The organism is Enterococcus sp. FSL R5-0957, from assembly GCF_038008005.1.
GTDB classification, from domain to species: Bacteria; Bacillota; Bacilli; order Lactobacillales; family Enterococcaceae; genus Enterococcus_B; species Enterococcus_B faecium.
The window spans coordinates 161,104-178,680 of the sequence record NZ_JBBOYG010000001.1 but is presented as its reverse complement, the minus strand read 5'-3'; the positions used below and the strand labels follow the sequence as shown (position 1 = coordinate 178,680).

The window sequence follows — 17,577 nt, the reverse complement described above, 5'->3', positions numbered from 1 at the left end:
CCTTCTTTCTAGTCTTCCAGAATAATTTGTGCAAAAGCTGTTTCATTTGTATGAGTAATACTGACCCATACATTGCCTTCATGAGGTGAACGCGTCACAACAGGCTGACCGTTTTCATTTTTTAAAATCTCGACATCTTGAAAGGTAACTTTTCCGATCCCAGTTCCCCAAGCTTTAGAGAAAGCCTCTTTGCAAGCGTAACGCCCGCCTAAAAATTCTACTTGGCGATGAAAAGGCAAGGACTGGAATAGTTTCATTTCATCAGAGGTCAAGATTCGTGCAATGAATTTTGGTTTTTCTTCGATCAGCCGAGTGATCCTAGGAAGTTCGACTGCATCGATCCCAATTCCTTTTATCATATGCTTTTCTCTTTTCAATAAATTTAGAACACTCTCATTCTACCAAATTATAACCATTTTGCCACAAATAAGTCCACAAATAACAAAAATGAAAGTTTCTCTTAAAAAAGAGAAACTTTCATTTTATGTTTAATCGTTATTTGAACGGATTACAAATCCGCGTTTTTTATCATTGTGACGTTTACCGCCATCTTTTTGGCTGTTATTATTTTTGCTATAACCGCCTTTTGATTTGTTGCCACGATAATTACCGCCGTCACGACGATTACGGTTGTTTCCGCCACCACGTTTGCCATTTTTATTGTATCCTTTTTTCTGCATTGGCAATGGGCGTTCTGGTGTGATCTTCACTGGCACTGCATCAGCTGGATCTTTTGCTGTCGTTTTTAGCAAAAGTGCAACTAAATCTTGTGCAGAATATTCTTCTAATAATTTATCTGCTGTTTGCAGGTATTTATCTAGACCATTCTCTGCAAGTTTTGTTTCGATTTGTTCAACTGCAGCACCTAATTGACCTTTGAATGCTTCTTTTTCGGTTGGAGGACGTAAAGTCGTCATCCGTTTTTTCGTCAAGTTTTCAATCACATGCAAGTAGTCCATTTCATTTGGTGTAACGAAAGTCACAGACATACCGCCTTTTCCGGCACGGCCTGTACGTCCGATACGGTGAACGTAGCTTTCTGGATCTTGAGGGATATCATAGTTGTACACATGAGTGACACCTGAAATATCTAATCCACGTGCAGCAACGTCTGTCGCTACAAGGATATCTAAATGACCGCTCTTAAATGAACGCAATACGCTCATTCGTTTTTGTTGAGACAAATCGCCATGGATTCCTTCTGCACGGTAACCGCGTGCTTCTAATCCGCGTGCCAATTCGTCTACACGGCGTTTTGTACGTCCGAAGACGATTGTTAATTCAGGTGTTTGAACATCAAACAAGCGAGTCATGATATCGAATTTTTCGTATTCTTTTGCGCGGACATAGTATTGATCGATCAAGTCAGCTGTCATTTCTTTCGCTTTGATCTTCACATGATGTGGATTTTTCATGAATTTAACGCCAATATTCTTGATAGCTGGCGGCATCGTTGCTGAGAAAAGTAATGTTTGTCTTTGATCAGGAACTTGTGAAATGATTTTTTCGATATCTTCCAAGAAGCCCATATTCAACATTTCATCTGCTTCATCCAAAACTAATGTTTGAACGGTTCCAAGTTTCAATGTGTGGCGGTTAATGTGGTCAAGCATACGTCCTGGTGTACCCACAACGATATGTGGACGATCTTTCAAGCCACGGATCTGACGGCCAATATCTGCTCCGCCGTAAACGGCTTGTACACGTACTTTTTTGTCGCGCCCTAAACGATATAATTCTTCTTGTGTTTGGATAGCTAATTCACGTGTTGGTGCGATAACTAAACCTTGTAATTCGTGACGATCTGGATCGATTTTTTCTAACATTGGTAATCCAAATGCAGCTGTTTTCCCTGTACCTGTCTGTGCTTGTCCAATAACGTCTTTTCCAGCTAATGCTAGTGGAATCGTTTCTGCTTGGATAGGCGTTGCTTCTTCAAAACCAGCGCGTTCGACTGATTTCAACAATTCTGGTGATAATTCTAGTTCTTTAAATTTCAAATGAATCCTCCTATATGGTTGTTAACTGAGGATGTAGCTTTTTTGCTACCCCGTCGATTTGTTCGGTCAAAGTGTATTGTTTCTTTTTGACAGTGGCCACGCACGTTTTTATCCATTCTTAGCCCCTGTGACACCACCGAAAAATCACTTTGCGAAGTTTAGGCATTAGAAAAGCCAAACGGGTCGCGTTCAGCTTTATCATTATTATGACATCTGGCTTCAACAAGTTGTTTCTATGGCAAAACCAGTCCAATTTCTCTTCATCTTTCGGCAATAGGTTATTCTAACATAGTTTTTCGTTTTCTGCAAGTTTGCAGATTTTTATTTCATTTGCTGAAGCTGTTCTACCACTTCAAATAAGCCCATGCTGTTGCTGCCTTTTAGCATAATACTATCTGTTGCTTCAAGATTTTGTTTGATAGCATCAATCAATTTATTCTTTTCTTTTTCAAAATAGAACACAGGTAGTTGGGGGTATTTTTGATTCAAGTCTTCTTTTAATGCATGCATTTGTTCCCCGTACAAGAAAATCATGGCAAATTTCTCAGGATTGATATGTTCACTCATTTGCGCATGCATGCTTAAAGAATCTTTCCCTAATTCCAGCATATCTGCTAACACAGCGATTCTGCGCCCTTTTGTTGGCAGATTTTTAAAAGTATCTAATACCAGTCCCATGGCTGTTGGATTTGCATTGTAGACATCGCTCAAAATAGCTGCACCATTTCCTGCCGTTAGCCATTCGGTTCTGTTTTGAGTGATAGAAACATGAGCGAGCCCTTGGCGTATCTCAGGTATAGACAGTCCAAAGAAGCGCCCGATCGTATACGCAATCAAAGCATTCGTTACATTATAACTTCCAGGCAGCGGGATCGTAAATGTTTCTCCTTCTACTACAAAATTGGTTTGTGCTTTTCCTTTTGCTGTCACTTCCGCATGAACATCGCCATTTCCAATACCGAATGTTGTGACTGTTTGTACTAATGTTGCCGTTAAAGGTGTCAGCAACGGTTCATCTGCGGGCACAACGAGTAATCCGTCTGGTACAAGTCCGTCAGTGATTTCCATTTTGGCTTTAGCGATTCCTTCTCTCGACCCAAGATTTTCTATGTGTGCTTCACCGATCATTGTGATTGCTGCAGCTTTTGGTTGAGCCATCAGTGAAAGTTCAGTGATTTCATTGGCGTGATCCATGCCCATTTCCAAGACGATCTTTTCTGTATCTTGCGGCATGTGCAAAATCGTGTAAGGAAGACCAATATTATTGTTGTAATTTCCTTGCGTCTTATATGTTTTGTATTTTTCAGACAAGACAGACGCGGTTAGATCTTTCGTGGTGGTTTTACCATTGCTTCCTGTAATTGCAACGACTTCTGCGCCTACTTTTTCCAAGTAATAGGTTGCCAATTGCTGCATGGCTTTCAAAGGATCTGCTACAGGAATAACTGGAAAATCTTTTGGAGCTTGTTCAACAGGCAAGCTCCAAAATGAAGCAGATGCTCCGTTTGTGATCGCTTGCTGGATAAATTCATGTCCATCTCGCGTACCAGCAAGAGGAACGAATAAACTTCCTTCGGTTATCTTCCGGCTGTCAAATTCGACATTGGTAATCTTTGTCAGTGCAGAGCATTCGCTGCCCACGGCTTGTGCAATTTCTTGTATTGTTAGATTCATTGAGATCTCTCCTAAAAAAGGTTGTGAAAAAAGCGTTTGGCCTAAACGGCGGGTTCGCATGACTCTCACTTCCAAGTAAATTTCTCTATTCGTATTTAGAAGCTAGAATGAACGCGGTTACGCAATCACTCCAGCTTCTTCTTTATTTCTCTTTATTCATTTTTTTCAAAAAAAGATTGACGCTGATGGTATCGATTCATTCCTAATTGAATCAGTTCTTCAATCAAATCACCGTATTTCAAGCCCATATTTTCCCATAAGAGTGGGTACATACTGAACTCCGTAAATCCTGGCATAGAGTTTAATTCATTCAGGAATAATTCATTTTTATTTGTCAAAAAGAAATCGCACCGGCTCAATCCGCTTCCACCTAACATCGTGTAAGCTAACTTCGCGTACTCTTGCGCTTTTTGATAAACTTCTTCCGGCACTTCGGCTGGAATCTGCATTTCGATTTTATTATTGATATATTTGGCTTCATAATCATAGAATGCTACGTCTTTTACGACTTCGCCAGGCAAAGTCGTCCGAACATCTTCATTTCCTAATACAGCAACTTCGATTTCGCGCGCTTCAATTCCTTGTTCAACGATTGCTCGAGAATCATACTGATAGGCTGTTGCTAAAGCATTTTGCAGCTCTTCTCGGTTTTCTGCCTTTGTAATGCCGACACTAGAACCCATATTCGCAGGTTTGATAAACATCGGATAAAGCAAAGAACCTTCACATTGATCAAATACTTTTTTAGGATTTTCTTTCCATTGATTCTTAAGTACTGGTACATAAGGAACTTGCGGCACACCAGCAGCTTGTAAAATATACTTGGTCATGATTTTATCCATGGCACATGCACTGGTCAATACGCCTGCGCCGACATAAGGCATATTCAATGTCTCTAAGAAGCCTTGGATCGTTCCATCTTCCCCGTTTGGCCCATGTAAAACTGGAAAAACGATGGCTCCTTCTTCTTTGATTTCGCCCGGATTGATCACTTTTCCTGTAAAGCCTTCCTCTGTCTGTCCACTTGGGTCCCATGAAAGATGCAAGACATCTTTGCTTGCAGGTTTTTCTGTTAGTAATGGACCTTTGACCCATTGTCCTTCTTTTGTAATAAATATGAGTTGAACTTGGTAATAATTATAATAAATGGCATTTAAAACTGAAAATGCGGAAAGAATGGACACTTCATGCTCTGCGCTGCGTCCGCCATATAGTAAAGTAATCTTCAAAAGATTGTCCTCCTGTATTCTAAATCGTTCAGTGATTTACTCTCATATTTTAGCACAAAACAAAAATAAACGAATAACTTATTTATAAAAAAACGAGTTGGTTTCTAAAAGAACAAACGTCATTTATTTTTTGTCAGCTAGATTATTTGTCCCGTTTTTTATAAAAAGTTATGATAAAGAAAAGGAGGGATGATGATGGCGCAAACAAATCCACGTAGCCGCTTGGCAGAAATCATTCGAGTGTTCATCAATTACAATGTAGTGCCAAACTTTGTACAGCAAAAAAAGCCCGAACAGGTAAAAAAAGCCTTTGAAGAACTAGGCCCCACCTTCATTAAGATAGGACAGATGCTTTCTGTTCGAGAAGATTTGCTTTCTTCTGCCTTCACTCAAACATTCAAAACATTACAAGATAGTGTACCTAGCGACACATTTTCAACGGTCAAAAAGACGATCGAAACAGAACTTTCTCTTTCATTATCAGATATATTCGATGATTTTTCAAAATCGCCTTTTGCCTCTGCTTCTATGGGGCAGGCTCATCGTGCCAAGCTGAAGAACGGTGACTCGGTCGTCGTTAAGATCCAACACCCTAACATCGCCGAAGAAATCCGACTTGATCTTCAACTATTTGAACGAGCGATCCCTTTGATCAAATACATTCCTGAAACTAGCGTAGTTGATCTAAAAGGGGTACTCCAAGAAGTAAAACGTTCCTTGATCAATGAAATGGACTTCTTAAAAGAAAGTCAAAATGGCGAACAATTCTATCAAAAGAACAATGGCTGGAAAGAGATCCGCAGCCCCAAGATTTATGACGCTTTTTGTTCGAAAAAAGTGATCGTGATGGAAGAAATGTCTGGTAAAAACTTGAATCATTTAATGAACGCCGAAAACAAAACTGAAACTTTTATCACTGGAATTCAAAACAAGCAGCTGAAACAAGAAGTTGCAAAGCTTTTAGTTGAGAACTTTATGAAACAGGTATTTGATGATGGTTTTTTCCATGCTGATCCTCATCCAGGGAATCTGCTATTCCATGTACTAACAAAAGAAGAACAGACACAAGCTAGCCGAAAAACTGAAACAGTCCATGAAAAAGAGTTCGGTTCCTTTACTTTTCGAGCCTCTACTTCTACAGAAGACCCTGTTGCGCCATATACCGTCAACTACATCGATTTTGGTATGATGGGGCATCTTTCTGCAGGGCTTAGGCAAAAACTCACACAAGCCGTTTTAGCGCTGTATACGAAAGATGCTTATCGAATCGAAAAAGCGGTCTTGCGACTTTGTCAGCAAGAAGGCTCGTTTGATGAAAGTCGGCTCCACCAAGAACTGACAAGTTTTCTTGAACAGTATTATGATTCTCCTATTGATGAAATCAACTTGCAAGAAGTATTCACACACGTCGTGACGATTTGTCATCAAAATAATCTGCAGTTCGATCGTGATATCACGCTTTTGCTGAAAGCATTTGGGACATTAGAAGGGGTGATCCGCGTCCTCGATCCTGAAGTTTCCCTCATGGAAGTCGCTTCGCCTTTTGCCCAACATTATTTTCTCACTCATCTGGATGTAGAAGATACATTGAAACAAAGCGGATTAGACTTATTGGAAGGGATGAAGGCTGCGCCTAAGATCCCTCAACAGCTCCACCATCTATTAGAAATGTGGACTTCGGGACAAGGAAAAGTCAATTTGGAATTGAAAAAGCAAGACAAATTATTGAGCAGGATCGAAAGTATGATCAATCGGCTTGTTTTCGGTATGATTTTAGCTGCATTGATCGTAGGGTCCTCCCTGCTTGTCCAAGCAGCACCTGTAGAAAACGCAGAGGTCGTTTCCTTATTAGGGATATTTACGTATGCTATTGCCGCATTCGTCATTATTTTTTTGGCAATCGATGCATTGATCCAAATGTATAAGAAGAGGAAAAAGTAGAAAAAGGTTGTGACAGAAAGAATCAGTTTCAAGAAATAAGAAGGGATTTTGCATAAATTGTTTCTCAAATTTTTGTGAAAATTCGGCTTATTTTTCGAAGAGGCTACTTCTGAAACACCGAGAATAAAAAATGTGAAAAAGCTGTTCTGCACCCAGTAATAAGAACAATCAAAAAGGAACAAGGAATCCATTTATCCTGTTTCCCTGTTCCCTTTTTGATGTATTCGAGCATAAATAAAATACCTTTATTACCTACTATCTTCTGTACTTGGTAAACCTTGGTCAATTGCCTTTTTTAACGCTTGACGAAAAGACATATGATCTTTCTCCGTAAAGGGTTTTGGACCCTTTGTCCTTATGCCAGCTTTTCTTAACTTTCCACTATGATAACGTTGTTCTAGAAGCGTGCCGATATTCGCTTCGTCAAATTCTTTTCCAGAGTGATGGAACACTCGGACGCCCTTCGGCAATACAAGTGAAGCTAAACCATAATCTTGCGTGATCAAAAAGTCATTCTTCTTAACCATACCGACGATTTTATAATCCGCACTATCAGCTCCGCGGTCTACGTAGACGATTTGGACATGATTAGCGTATTCTTTGGTCGTATAATGATCCACACTGGTTACGATAATCACGTCGAGACCATAGGATTCTCCTAATTTTATGACATCTTCTTTTACTGGAGAACCATCTCCATCAATGAATAGCCTCATTCTTTTTCGCCTTCTTCCATAAATGATAAACAGTTACTAATCCGCTCAGTAAAAGACCAACATTGATCCATTTTGCCAAGATAAGCAGTTGTACACTTTCTATCGGCACTGATTCATGGTTCAGCGTGATCAATAATAGATGGATTGGCTCTCCCATTTCTTTTGCTAAAATAAACAAAAGCGTCATCAATAAAAACTGGTGGATCACACTCCCTTTATTTTGAGTAGTATACTTGACAACGATCCGGCGATCCATTGGAATAGCTGCATCAGTTTGATAATATTCCTTATTTAGCCAGCTGCCTGTTACTACGTTCCAGAAACTAAGCAGAAAGACACCTATCGCAAAACCATTTGGAATCAAGAGGACCAATAAAGAAGAACTCAGTCCAAGCAATTGCATAGCCAATGGAGACCATGATAAACGTTTCAAAATCCATGGTCCGACTATTTTTGCTGCAATCAAGCCTGCTGCATAAGGCAAATACATAAAAATCGAAAGTTTTTCTAATCCGTACAGTATGCCAACATAAAAACTGCTAAACAAAAAAAGGAAATTCCCTAGCATTCCATTTAGAAAAGTAAACAGATTTAGCCAGCTTGGCAACTTCCATTCCTTCTTCTGGTGTCCTAAAACAAACACGAACAAGATGAACAGCAGCAAGAAACCATAAATAGCAAGATCAAAAAGCCTTTCATCGAATAACAATCGGGCATTTCTCAAAAGAAACAATAAGCCAAAGAATATCAAAAATAAAACAAGCTCTCGCGTAGCTACCAGATTTCTTTTGATGTCTTTGAAATCCAGTTCGTAACGCGGATAATGACTAACCGTATGGTAGGCCATAACGTAAAAAAGTGTATAAATCGTAAAGCTTGCTGCAATCTGAGTCGGTGCAGGCAACTCAATCGCTTGATACAGGAGAAATAGCCAGATAGCTGCAAATAAGTACTTTTTCCCATCCATATTGATAAAACCTTGCGTCTTTTCGTGAAAATTGACCGTGGTATTAGCAGGTACAAGCCATGCTGCACTCAGCCCTAGCAAAACACTTGAAAAATAAAATAAAGGAAAATAAAATACGCCTAATATTCCAAGCAATGAACCAGCACCACCAATCAGCAGAGCGATCATCAGCAACGTGTAACTATCTAGACCAAATCGTAGACTGTCGACTAAAAATAGTCCAGTCATCCGAAAGGCATAAAACAGCGTAAATGGCAAAATCGTCAGCCAATTATGCGAGTCTGTTAGTCCCAAAAATAAAAGATAAGGAATAAAAATAACCGTGTTACTTAAGATAAAGGGCGTTGTTTGTGTAAAATTACGCCCAAATCGTTTGAGTTTTTCGAACATGACAATGGCTCCCTTAAACAGTCTTATAACTAATCTGCTCTTCGATTTTAGCATTAAAGGGGAAATAAACCAATTTTACAGAATATATTCTTGTAAAAAAAAATGCAGAAAGAAGCACAAGCTTCTTTCTGCATTTTTACGGTACTTGATTACTCAAGCAGACAAGCCCTTCTCCACAAAAGTCTTGCCCGACACCCCTGCATCCGGCAGGTGATAAAGATAGAAATCAATTATCCTGTGCCTCCAAAATCAATTAGGAGCTCTGTAAACCAGAGTCCTTCTCGACCCGTCGCATAAATTTACTTTAACACAGTTCCTATGTTTATGCGAGAGCTTTTTTCATTTTATAATCGACCATTTGAAATCCTTGACCGATATCTGAAATAAGTTCTTCTGTAATCTCAAATCCTTCATGCTTATAAACCTCGATTGCTTGATGATTCCCCTGATTCACTCGCAAAAAGATCTCTCTTTCCTTTGTTTGCGCAGCAAGTTCTTCATACCAGCGAAAAACTGAAGAAGTCAATCCTTGACCACGTACTTTATTTAGCAAATATAATTTACTTAAATAAATTTTTCCATTTATCTCTTCATAAGCAGTGTAACCGACCGTCTTTTCTTCGCTTTTTAATAAAAAGTAGGACACACCTTCTGCCAGTTCTTTTTGAATCTGTTTTTTTGACTGATAAGTTTTCAGCATGTAATCCACTTGTTTTTGACCAATGATCGGCACAAAAGCTTCCGGCCATACTTCTTGTATGACTGCCATCAGCTCATCCAATTCATTTTCTGTTACTTTTATTTTTTCCATACACCCACGTCCTTTTTTACATTATAAATGACCTTGCGCTTGATGGAATAAAAAGAGCATGATCATGCTATACACACCTACCGACCATGGTTTCAAGAAAATCACAATCTGCATAAATTCCCTAAAAGATAATTTCGTCAAACCAGCTACTAGACAGATCAAGTCGTCTGGCGCAAAGGGAAGCAGCAAGGTAACGACTAGTACTTTTTTGATATCTTTCGTTTTTCTTGTCAGCAATTCATCAAATTTCTGATACTTTTTTGGCGATAAAATAAGCTGGACAAAGGCTACGCCATAGTAACGGACAAGTAAAAATCCGATTGCTTCCCCAATCACTAGGCCAATACAACTATATAAAAGGCCAAATCCATTGCCAAACATCAGCATGCCCGCTACTGAGGAGATCCCTCCCGGCAAAATAGGAATGATCACTTGGATCACTTGCAGCAGAACAAATATCATCACTGCATACTTGCCAAATTGCTGGATAAACGCTTGCAAAGACGTGCTCGATCGAAAAATCCCATGATGATAAGCATAAAGAATCAACACAAAGAAAAACAACAGACCAATAATGGGCATGCTCTGAAGACATTTTTGTAAAACTGATCCTTTTTTAGACATCTATATTCCCCACATCTTTTTTCATTTATTAAAACTGCCTCCTTAGGGGGTGCGACAAAAGAGCTTTTTCAAAAAAATAAGTCGAAAACTCACACAAATTCGAGAAATAATTTTCGTAAGTTTCTTCTTATTTATTGCATCTAACCACTTCTGTTACAACCTCTCGTTAAACGGTGTTCAAAAGCTTGCATCTACGATAATAAGCCCAACCCAACGAAAAACGTGAGGAGCTGTTTTATTTGGATGCTCTTATCGCTTGATGCAAAGACAGCTTTTTTACAACCTCTACTTCACGGTGCTCAATCAGCTGACCTTCGGTATTAGCTCAAAAAACGGTAAAATATAAACAGCTATTTTCCGTTTCTTCTTTTTAATACTTAGGTCAAGATGCTGTTTTCACAACCTCTTGTTATAAATAAAAAAACAGTTGGCTGGTGACTGTTCAAAAAGCAGAATCCTTGCTTTTCAAACGGTCGCAGTCCGTTCAACTGTTTCGCTGCGCACTATTTATGGTTTAAGAAACTAGCTACTTTTGTTGTAATCAAATCAATAGCAACGTGGTTTTCTCCGCCTTCTGGAACAATGATATCCGCATAGCGCTTCGTTGGTTCGATAAATTGATGATACATCGGTTTAACAACTGTCAAATATTGTTCGATCACGGAGTCCAATGTGCGTCCCCGTTCTTCCATATCCCGTTTGATACGACGAATGATACGAATGTCATCATCTGTATCTACGTATACTTTGATATCCATCAAGTCACGCAGACGTTCGTCTTCTAAAATCAGGATTCCTTCTAGAATGATCACTTCTTTTGGTTCCTGAATGATCGTTGCCTGACTTCTTGTATGCGCTACATAGTCATACACGGGTTTTTCAATGGCTTTATAGTTCAGTAAGTCGCCTACATGCTGAATCAGCAGATCATTATCAAAGGCAAATGGGTGATCGTAATTTGTGTTCAATCGTTCTTCAAAACTCAAATGGCTCTGATCCTTGTAATAAGAATCTTGTTCAAGCATCATGATGGAATGGTCCGGGAAGTTGTTGAAAATCGCACGGCTGACACTTGTCTTTCCGCTCCCGGATCCACCCGTCACACCAATGATAATTGGCTTGCTTTTTGTCATTGACTAAAACCTCTTTCGTATCCGTTTTTTCATTCTAATCTATTATAGCGAAAAAACACGAAAATGCTATATTTTTCTGAAAATTAATCCTTTTCAATTTCCAATAATGAATAAAGTTCCTCTAATGAATCGATTCGATAAGTAGGCTGGATTTCTTCGATTTCTGGTAATTTATTTCTATTGAACCAAATCGTATCGATCCCTGCCATATTTCCTCCTTTGATATCAGAAGTCAAAGAATCACCAATGATCACAGTTTGCTTTTTATCAAAATTAGGAATGTGGGAAAAGACACGATCAAAAAATTCTTTCATCGGCTTTTGCGCTCCGACAGCTTCTGAGACAAAGATATCCTTGAAGTAATCAAGCATTCCTGCATCTGTCAATCGCTGATGTTGCGTGTGCGACACACCGTTCGTCACAATATAAAGTTCAGCATGCGGATGGACCTTTTTCAGGATTTCTAGACTTCCTGGAACAAGATCATGACCTTGGTTCAAGTAGTGGCGATAGCGTTTTTCCATTTGATCACTATCTACTGTTTTCCCAAATTGCTGGAAAAGTAACCCAAAACGACTGCCTATTATTTCTTCTCGTGATAGTCTGCCTTTTTCAAACTCCTGCCATAAATGATGATTCAAAGCCTTATAGCTGGTTTCGATTTCTGGTGTCAATGTGATTCCTTGTTCTGCAAACAAAGCACTTAAAGCATTGGCTTCAGTTAATTGAAAATCTAACAATGTATCATCTACATCGAACAATAAAGTTTTATATTTCATCTTTTTGACCTCCTATTTAAAATAAATACTTAACTTTTTCATCTCTGCTAATGTCAACGATCGATACTCGCCTACTCCCAGCTGTTCATCTAATTCCAATGGCCCCATGCTTAGCCGTTTCAAGGCGGTCACTTTCTTTCCTTGGGCTAAGAACATCTTTTTGACTTGATGGAATTTTCCTTCTTGGATCGTCAATAAAACCGTACTTTGGTGCTTGTCTGCTTTGAGTATTTTTAAATCAGCCGGCTTACATTGATACCCATCAGCGAATACGATTCCATTTTCAAATGCTGTTACGTCTGCCGGTGTCACCCTTTCGTTCACAACTACTTGATAAGTCTTTGAAACCTTTTTTTCTGGAAGTAGCATTTCATATCCCAATTGTCCATTCGAAGTGATCAGCAATAGTCCTGTTGTATCTCTATCTAGTCTTCCCACTGGATATAATGGTTGGAAACGATCGGCACTTGCAATCAGATCGATTACTGTCGTCTTTTCTGGATCTGATACAGCTGTAACAGCTTTTTCAGGTTTATTGAGAAGATAATAGGACTCATTTGTTTCTAAGCGTTCACCTGCTACTTCGATTTGATGCAGTAAACTATCTACATTTCGATTTTGTCGAAATTCGACTGTGCCATCTATCATCACTTGCTTCAAAGCAAACAGCCGCTTCATTTCCTTGCGTGTCGTTTCTAATTTTTCTTCTATTAATTTATCTAAACGCATGCTGGTTCCTTTCTTATTACTACTAATTAATTATACCTTGAATATTCTTGCTTGCAAATACATCATCATAGTTATTCCTTGACTTAATTAACAGTTCACGTTACGGTTAAATAGTAAAGTGAATTGGATTTCTCATACACAGCGTAATGACCTGGTGGAGAAAAGTTGAATCCTGACTTTCTAAGGGGAGATGCGCGCATCTCTCCTTTTGCGCTTTTTTAAGCGCCCTGCCTTCGATGATGTGCACGAGATTAGCCTTTAGAATTCACTTAAATAAAATCTGTCCGTTACCAAAGCAGACAGTCACATTTTAAGGAGGAATTTTGGTTATGTCAGTATCATTAGAAGTAAGTAAAAGAGAAGTACGTCCCCGTTCTTTAAGAAACAAACTTCGTCACGAAGGGAAAGTTCCAGCTGTTGTTTATGGGTATAAAGTAGAAAGTACCCCTATCTCATTCGATGGTTTGACACTAAGCAAATTGTTGCGTGAACATGGAGCGAACACAGTTATCACGATGGACATCGATGGACAAAAAGTCAATACATTGGTTCACAAGATCCAAACGAACACTTTTACCAATCATTTCGAACATGCAGAATTTCTATCTGTAAACATGTCGGAAGAAACAGAAGTCGAAACAGAAGTCGTTCTTGTTGGCGAATCAGTTGGTGCTAAATCGGGTGGAGTGTTAGCTCAAAACTTGTATACAGTAGTCGTATCTGCTACACCAGACAAATTGCCTGAACGAATTGAAGTTGACGTGACAAACTTGGAATTAGGTGATTCTATTACAGTAGCCGATCTTCCAAAAAACGACGATTACAAATTCGTGACCGACAGTGAAGAGCAAATCGCTGCTGTAGTCGCTCAAAGTGAAGAAGAAGAAAGCACAGGTGAAGGTGGCGAACCAGAAGTGATCGGTTCAACAGAAGAATAATACTGAAACAATCAGGTGGTGTTAGAAGCGGCGGGTCAGCAGCTTTTAACACGCCTTTTTTTCTTTCTAATCGTTTATTTTCATATGAGGCTTCCACTTTTACAAATAGCTTTGCAAACGAAAAATCCTAATTTACCAAGCTTTTCCTCGCATACTTTTATCGTACCTTTATAAAAATTTATACTTTGAAAAAAAGTATTCAATTATTGTTGCATTTTTCCTGATTCTTTATTAGAATGAACCCTCGTTGAAGTAAGTATTTCTAGTTTATCCTAGGATTAATTATAAAAATAAAACATTCGTTGATTCGAAGGAGGTTAAACAGATGTTTGAAAGTTTTGATAGCAGCCGCAACCGTTACGCTTCAGTTGGTGTCGTATCAAGTTTGCCAGATGAATTGATTGACAGTATATGGTTTATTATTGACCTAGATCTTAAGGGAGTCATTCCATTAGAAAATATATTAACCTTTGATTTGATCGAAAATCGTGGAAAAGTGACGATGCATTTTTCTCAAGCAGGAAGCAATGTGGAAATGGATATTGATTTGCCGTTTGCCTATTCGAACCAATTTCCTGCTCAAGTATACGCCTATGATGACGGTACGAGAGAAACGATCCTTTTACCAAGTGAGATCAGACAATATTAAGGTGATAGATAAACGTGGATGTCCCTTATTTTACAGACCAGGCCAAGTTGTTGATTCTTTGACTCAATTCTTGGCTTCTTTTTATGGAGTTTCATAAATTATCATTGATTTCTAATTGGTATTCTCAGGATAAACGCTATATACTACTAACTAAATTTTAAAGATATAAGGAGTTTAAAAGATGCGCGATTTAACAAAAGGAAGCCCCGCTAAACTGATTTTGATGTTCACTGTTCCTTTACTGATCGGAAATGTTTTTCAGCAGTTCTACAATATGATCGATATGATCATCGTGGGTCAGACGCTAGGTAAAAATGCGCTGGCAGCGGTTGGTGCAACTGGAAGCCTGACATTTTTGATCATTGGCTTTGCCCAAGGTTTAACAGCTGGTTTAGCCATTATTACCGCACAACGTTACGGTGCAAAAGATTATCGGGGTCTGAAGAAAAGTTTTGCTGCTAGTGTTGTCATTAGTCTTGTCGTCACTGTGATTTTAACTGTCCTAAGTCTCCTGTTTATTCGTCCGATGCTTCAATTGATGCAAACTCCTCCTGAAATACTTGATCAAGCACAAACATTTATTTCAATTATTTTATTAGGGATCTTTGCATCAGTCAGTTTCAATTTGCTTTCTAATGTCATTCGCGCACTTGGTGACAGCCGCACACCACTATTCTTTCTGATCATTGCGGTCATCATCAACGTCGTACTTGATTTGATCTTTATTATCTATTTTGGCATGGGTGTGGAAGGTGCAGCTATTGCTACAGTAATCGCACAAGTTTCTTCCAGCGTACTGTGTCTAGTGTATATCAAGAAAAAAATGCCTTTGTTACAGTTACGCAAAAAAGATTTCAAATTTGAAAAAGAAGAGTTTGCTGTACACCTAAACGCTGCTTTGCCAATGGCGTTTCAATCTTCGATCATCGCTGTTGGTGCTATCGTGTTACAAGCAGCACTAAATAGTCTAGGGACAGATGTCGTAGCTGCTCAAGCCGCTGCTGGTCGTATCGACCAATTTGCAAATCAGCCGATGATGTCATTTGGTATTGCAATGGCAACTTTCACTGCACAAAACTATGGTGCGAAAGAATATGGCCGAATCTTGCAAGGGGTACGTCAAACTTTACTGATGAGTGTCGGATTTAGTCTCTTAGCAGGTGCTATCGTCATTTTCTTCGGTCATTTCTTTGTTCAATTGTTTGTTAGCCCATCAGAAACACGTGTATTTGAATTAGCACAAACCTACTTCAATATCAATGGGTCTCTTTACTGGATCTTAGCAGTCCTGTTCATTTTACGCTACACACTTCAAGGGCTTGGACAAAGCAAGATCCCTACGATCGCCGGTATGATGGAATTGCTTATGCGTTCTTTTGCAGCTATCGTTCTTACAGGAATGTGGGGATACCCAGGAGCAGCAGCAGCTTCTCCTTTAGCTTGGATCGGTTCTGTTGCCGTGTTGCTTTACTCTTATATGCGTTCGATGAAACAATTGAAACACATGGGTGAAGAGGAACATTTCACATTAGAACATGCAGAAGCAAGATAGCCTTGATTAAAAGAAATCGTTGCGGCTAAAAATGAAAACTTTTATTGAAAATATCTTCTTCGTTTACCGAAAACAGGTTTTTTAGATAACAAAAAGGCTGTGATAAAAAATGTCACAGCCTTTTTTCTTTTATTCTGTTTTTCTTTCCGTGGACTCTACTTTGAAATAATCGATATGTGCATGCTGGTATTCTAATACCGTGAAATGGAATGATGCAATCTCAATGATTGTTCCTGCTTTTATTTCTTTATATCGGCTAGAAGCAAAGCCCGCAAGTGTAGTAAAATTCGTTTCTTCAAACTCTGGAATCTCTACATGAAAATAACGCTGAAAATCATCTAATGTTAGTTTGCCGGAGATGATATAAGAGCCATCTGACTGTTCCGCTATCAATGCTTCGTCCAAATCTGTCTCATCTCGGATTTCCCCGACAATTTCTTCCAAAATATCTTCAATTGTCACTAAACCGCTTGTTCCTCCGTATTCATCTTTTAAGATAGCAATATGCTTTCCCTTTTTTCGCATGATCGTCAATAATTTTTTTATAGGGATCGTTTCAGTTGTTACGATCGGCTCTTCAATCAACTGTTCTACTGTCAGCTGGTCATCTTTATAAGATTGCTTGATCAAATCTGGCAAGGTGACATAACCTAAAACATTGTCTTTTGATTCTAAGATAACCGGATAGCGAGTATGTCCTTGTTCAATCGAAGCTCTTATCGCTTCTTTGACTGTTTCTGAAGCTTCGAATACTTGCATGGACGTACGGTCTACTTGTATATCTTTTGCCAAGGTATCATCAAATTCAAACACGTTTTCCAAATAATGATATTCTTCTTTGGTCAACTCTCCTTTTTCATAAGAATTCAATGCGACTAATGTCAGCTCTTCTTGAGACAATGTCTCTTCTCCTTCAGATACGAGACGCACACCTAAAAGCTTTCCTAGACCCGCTGCCGAATGATTCAATACCCAAATAAAAGGAAACATTACTTTATAAAAATAATGAAGTGGTTTAACTACGAACAAGACGACCTTCTCCGTATTGACGATACTATAGCTCTTAGGAAGCAGTTCGCCAATAACCACATCGATATACGTAACTAAAATAAATCCCAGCGCCACAGAGATTGTACTGCTAATAGCCGAACTAAAAGGTAGTTTACCGATCACTGGTTCTAGTAAAGCCGCGACAGATCCTTCACCGACCCACCCGATGATCAAACCGGTTAGCGTAATTCCTAACTGACTAGCTGATAAATAGTTATCTAAATGGTGTGTAACATGAAGAGCTAGCTTGGCGTTCTTTACATTTTCCTTTTCTAGTTGTTCCAATCTTGATCGTCTGATTTTCACTAAAGCAAATTCACTTGCTACAAAAAATGAAGTAATTGCAATCATCAAAAATAAAATAATGAAATTGATAACCATATTATCCCGCCTTT

General features: G+C 38.9%; 16 protein-coding genes. 4 read left to right on the top strand and 12 right to left on the bottom strand.

From position 1 onward, the window contains the following. Positions 1–8: 8 nt before the first annotated feature. The 4 genes from acpS to MKX69_RS00875 all read right to left on the bottom strand — a co-directional run bounded on the left by acpS (position 9) and on the right by MKX69_RS00875 (position 4,903). Entirely contained in the window at positions 9–359 is a 351-nt protein-coding gene (gene acpS / locus MKX69_RS00890) for a holo-ACP synthase (protein WP_002296554.1), read from the bottom strand. Between the two features lie 129 nt (positions 360–488). Then, entirely contained in the window at positions 489–2,000 is a 1,512-nt protein-coding gene (gene cshA, locus MKX69_RS00885; protein ID WP_002296553.1) for a degradosome RNA helicase CshA, read from the bottom strand. A gap of 321 nt (positions 2,001–2,321) precedes the next feature. Further along, positions 2,322–3,674 (bottom strand): UDP-N-acetylmuramoyl-tripeptide--D-alanyl-D-alanine ligase, encoded by a 1,353-nt coding sequence (locus tag MKX69_RS00880; protein ID WP_114635016.1) that lies wholly within the window; start codon positions 3,672–3,674, stop codon positions 2,322–2,324. Between the two features lie 152 nt (positions 3,675–3,826). After that, positions 3,827–4,903, bottom strand: coding sequence for a D-alanine--D-alanine ligase (locus MKX69_RS00875; protein ID WP_114635009.1), 1,077 nt, complete (start codon positions 4,901–4,903; stop codon positions 3,827–3,829). A gap of 195 nt (positions 4,904–5,098) precedes the next feature. Between MKX69_RS00875 and MKX69_RS00870 the strand changes: the two genes are divergently transcribed. Beyond that, positions 5,099–6,844: an ABC1 kinase family protein gene (locus MKX69_RS00870; RefSeq protein WP_341008358.1), complete on the top strand. Its 1,746-nt coding sequence runs from the start codon at positions 5,099–5,101 to the stop codon at positions 6,842–6,844. A 248-nt stretch (positions 6,845–7,092) separates the two neighbouring features. Here the strand turns inward: MKX69_RS00870 and MKX69_RS00865 are convergent, their stop codons facing one another. The 7 genes from MKX69_RS00865 to MKX69_RS00835 all read right to left on the bottom strand — a co-directional run bounded on the left by MKX69_RS00865 (position 7,093) and on the right by MKX69_RS00835 (position 12,993). Next, positions 7,093–7,560: a YaiI/YqxD family protein gene (locus MKX69_RS00865; RefSeq protein WP_002307386.1), complete on the bottom strand. Its 468-nt coding sequence runs from the start codon at positions 7,558–7,560 to the stop codon at positions 7,093–7,095. Then, positions 7,544–8,917: a hypothetical protein gene (locus MKX69_RS00860; protein ID WP_341008355.1), complete on the bottom strand. Its 1,374-nt coding sequence runs from the start codon at positions 8,915–8,917 to the stop codon at positions 7,544–7,546. Before MKX69_RS00860 ends, MKX69_RS00865 begins: the two co-directional genes overlap by 17 nt. A 322-nt stretch (positions 8,918–9,239) precedes the next feature. Beyond that, positions 9,240–9,728, bottom strand: coding sequence for a GNAT family N-acetyltransferase (locus tag MKX69_RS00855; RefSeq protein WP_341008353.1), 489 nt, complete (start codon positions 9,726–9,728; stop codon positions 9,240–9,242). A 21-nt stretch (positions 9,729–9,749) separates the two neighbouring features. Continuing rightward, on the bottom strand, positions 9,750–10,352 hold the full coding sequence (locus MKX69_RS00850; protein WP_341008351.1) for a TVP38/TMEM64 family protein: 603 nt from the start codon (positions 10,350–10,352) through the stop codon (positions 9,750–9,752). A gap of 503 nt (positions 10,353–10,855) precedes the next feature. Continuing rightward, positions 10,856–11,485: a uridine kinase gene (udk, locus tag MKX69_RS00845; RefSeq protein ID WP_002289751.1), complete on the bottom strand. Its 630-nt coding sequence runs from the start codon at positions 11,483–11,485 to the stop codon at positions 10,856–10,858. Positions 11,486–11,568: 83 nt separating this feature from the next. Further along, the gene (locus MKX69_RS00840; protein ID WP_341008348.1) at positions 11,569–12,264 is read right to left on the bottom strand and encodes a YjjG family noncanonical pyrimidine nucleotidase; all 696 of its coding nucleotides are present in this window, start codon (positions 12,262–12,264) and stop codon (positions 11,569–11,571) included. A gap of 12 nt (positions 12,265–12,276) precedes the next feature. After that, the gene (locus MKX69_RS00835) at positions 12,277–12,993 is read right to left on the bottom strand and encodes a 16S rRNA pseudouridine(516) synthase (protein ID WP_228173428.1); all 717 of its coding nucleotides are present in this window, start codon (positions 12,991–12,993) and stop codon (positions 12,277–12,279) included. A gap of 329 nt (positions 12,994–13,322) precedes the next feature. Between MKX69_RS00835 and MKX69_RS00830 the strand changes: the two genes are divergently transcribed. The 3 genes from MKX69_RS00830 (at position 13,323) to MKX69_RS00820 (ending at position 16,132) form a co-directional block, all read left to right on the top strand. Continuing rightward, positions 13,323–13,931, top strand: a complete 609-nt coding sequence (locus MKX69_RS00830; RefSeq protein ID WP_002299254.1) for a 50S ribosomal protein L25/general stress protein Ctc — start codon at positions 13,323–13,325, stop codon at positions 13,929–13,931. A 325-nt stretch (positions 13,932–14,256) separates the two neighbouring features. Further along, entirely contained in the window at positions 14,257–14,580 is a 324-nt protein-coding gene (locus tag MKX69_RS00825; protein WP_002289744.1) for a DUF960 domain-containing protein, read from the top strand. 181 nt (positions 14,581–14,761) lie between these two features. Beyond that, positions 14,762–16,132: an MATE family efflux transporter gene (locus MKX69_RS00820; protein WP_002289277.1), complete on the top strand. Its 1,371-nt coding sequence runs from the start codon at positions 14,762–14,764 to the stop codon at positions 16,130–16,132. A 129-nt stretch (positions 16,133–16,261) separates the two neighbouring features. Here MKX69_RS00820 and MKX69_RS00815 read toward each other — a convergent pair whose 3' ends face one another. Then, positions 16,262–17,563, bottom strand: coding sequence for a hemolysin family protein (locus tag MKX69_RS00815; RefSeq protein WP_341008343.1), 1,302 nt, complete (start codon positions 17,561–17,563; stop codon positions 16,262–16,264). Positions 17,564–17,577: the final 14 nt, after the last annotated feature.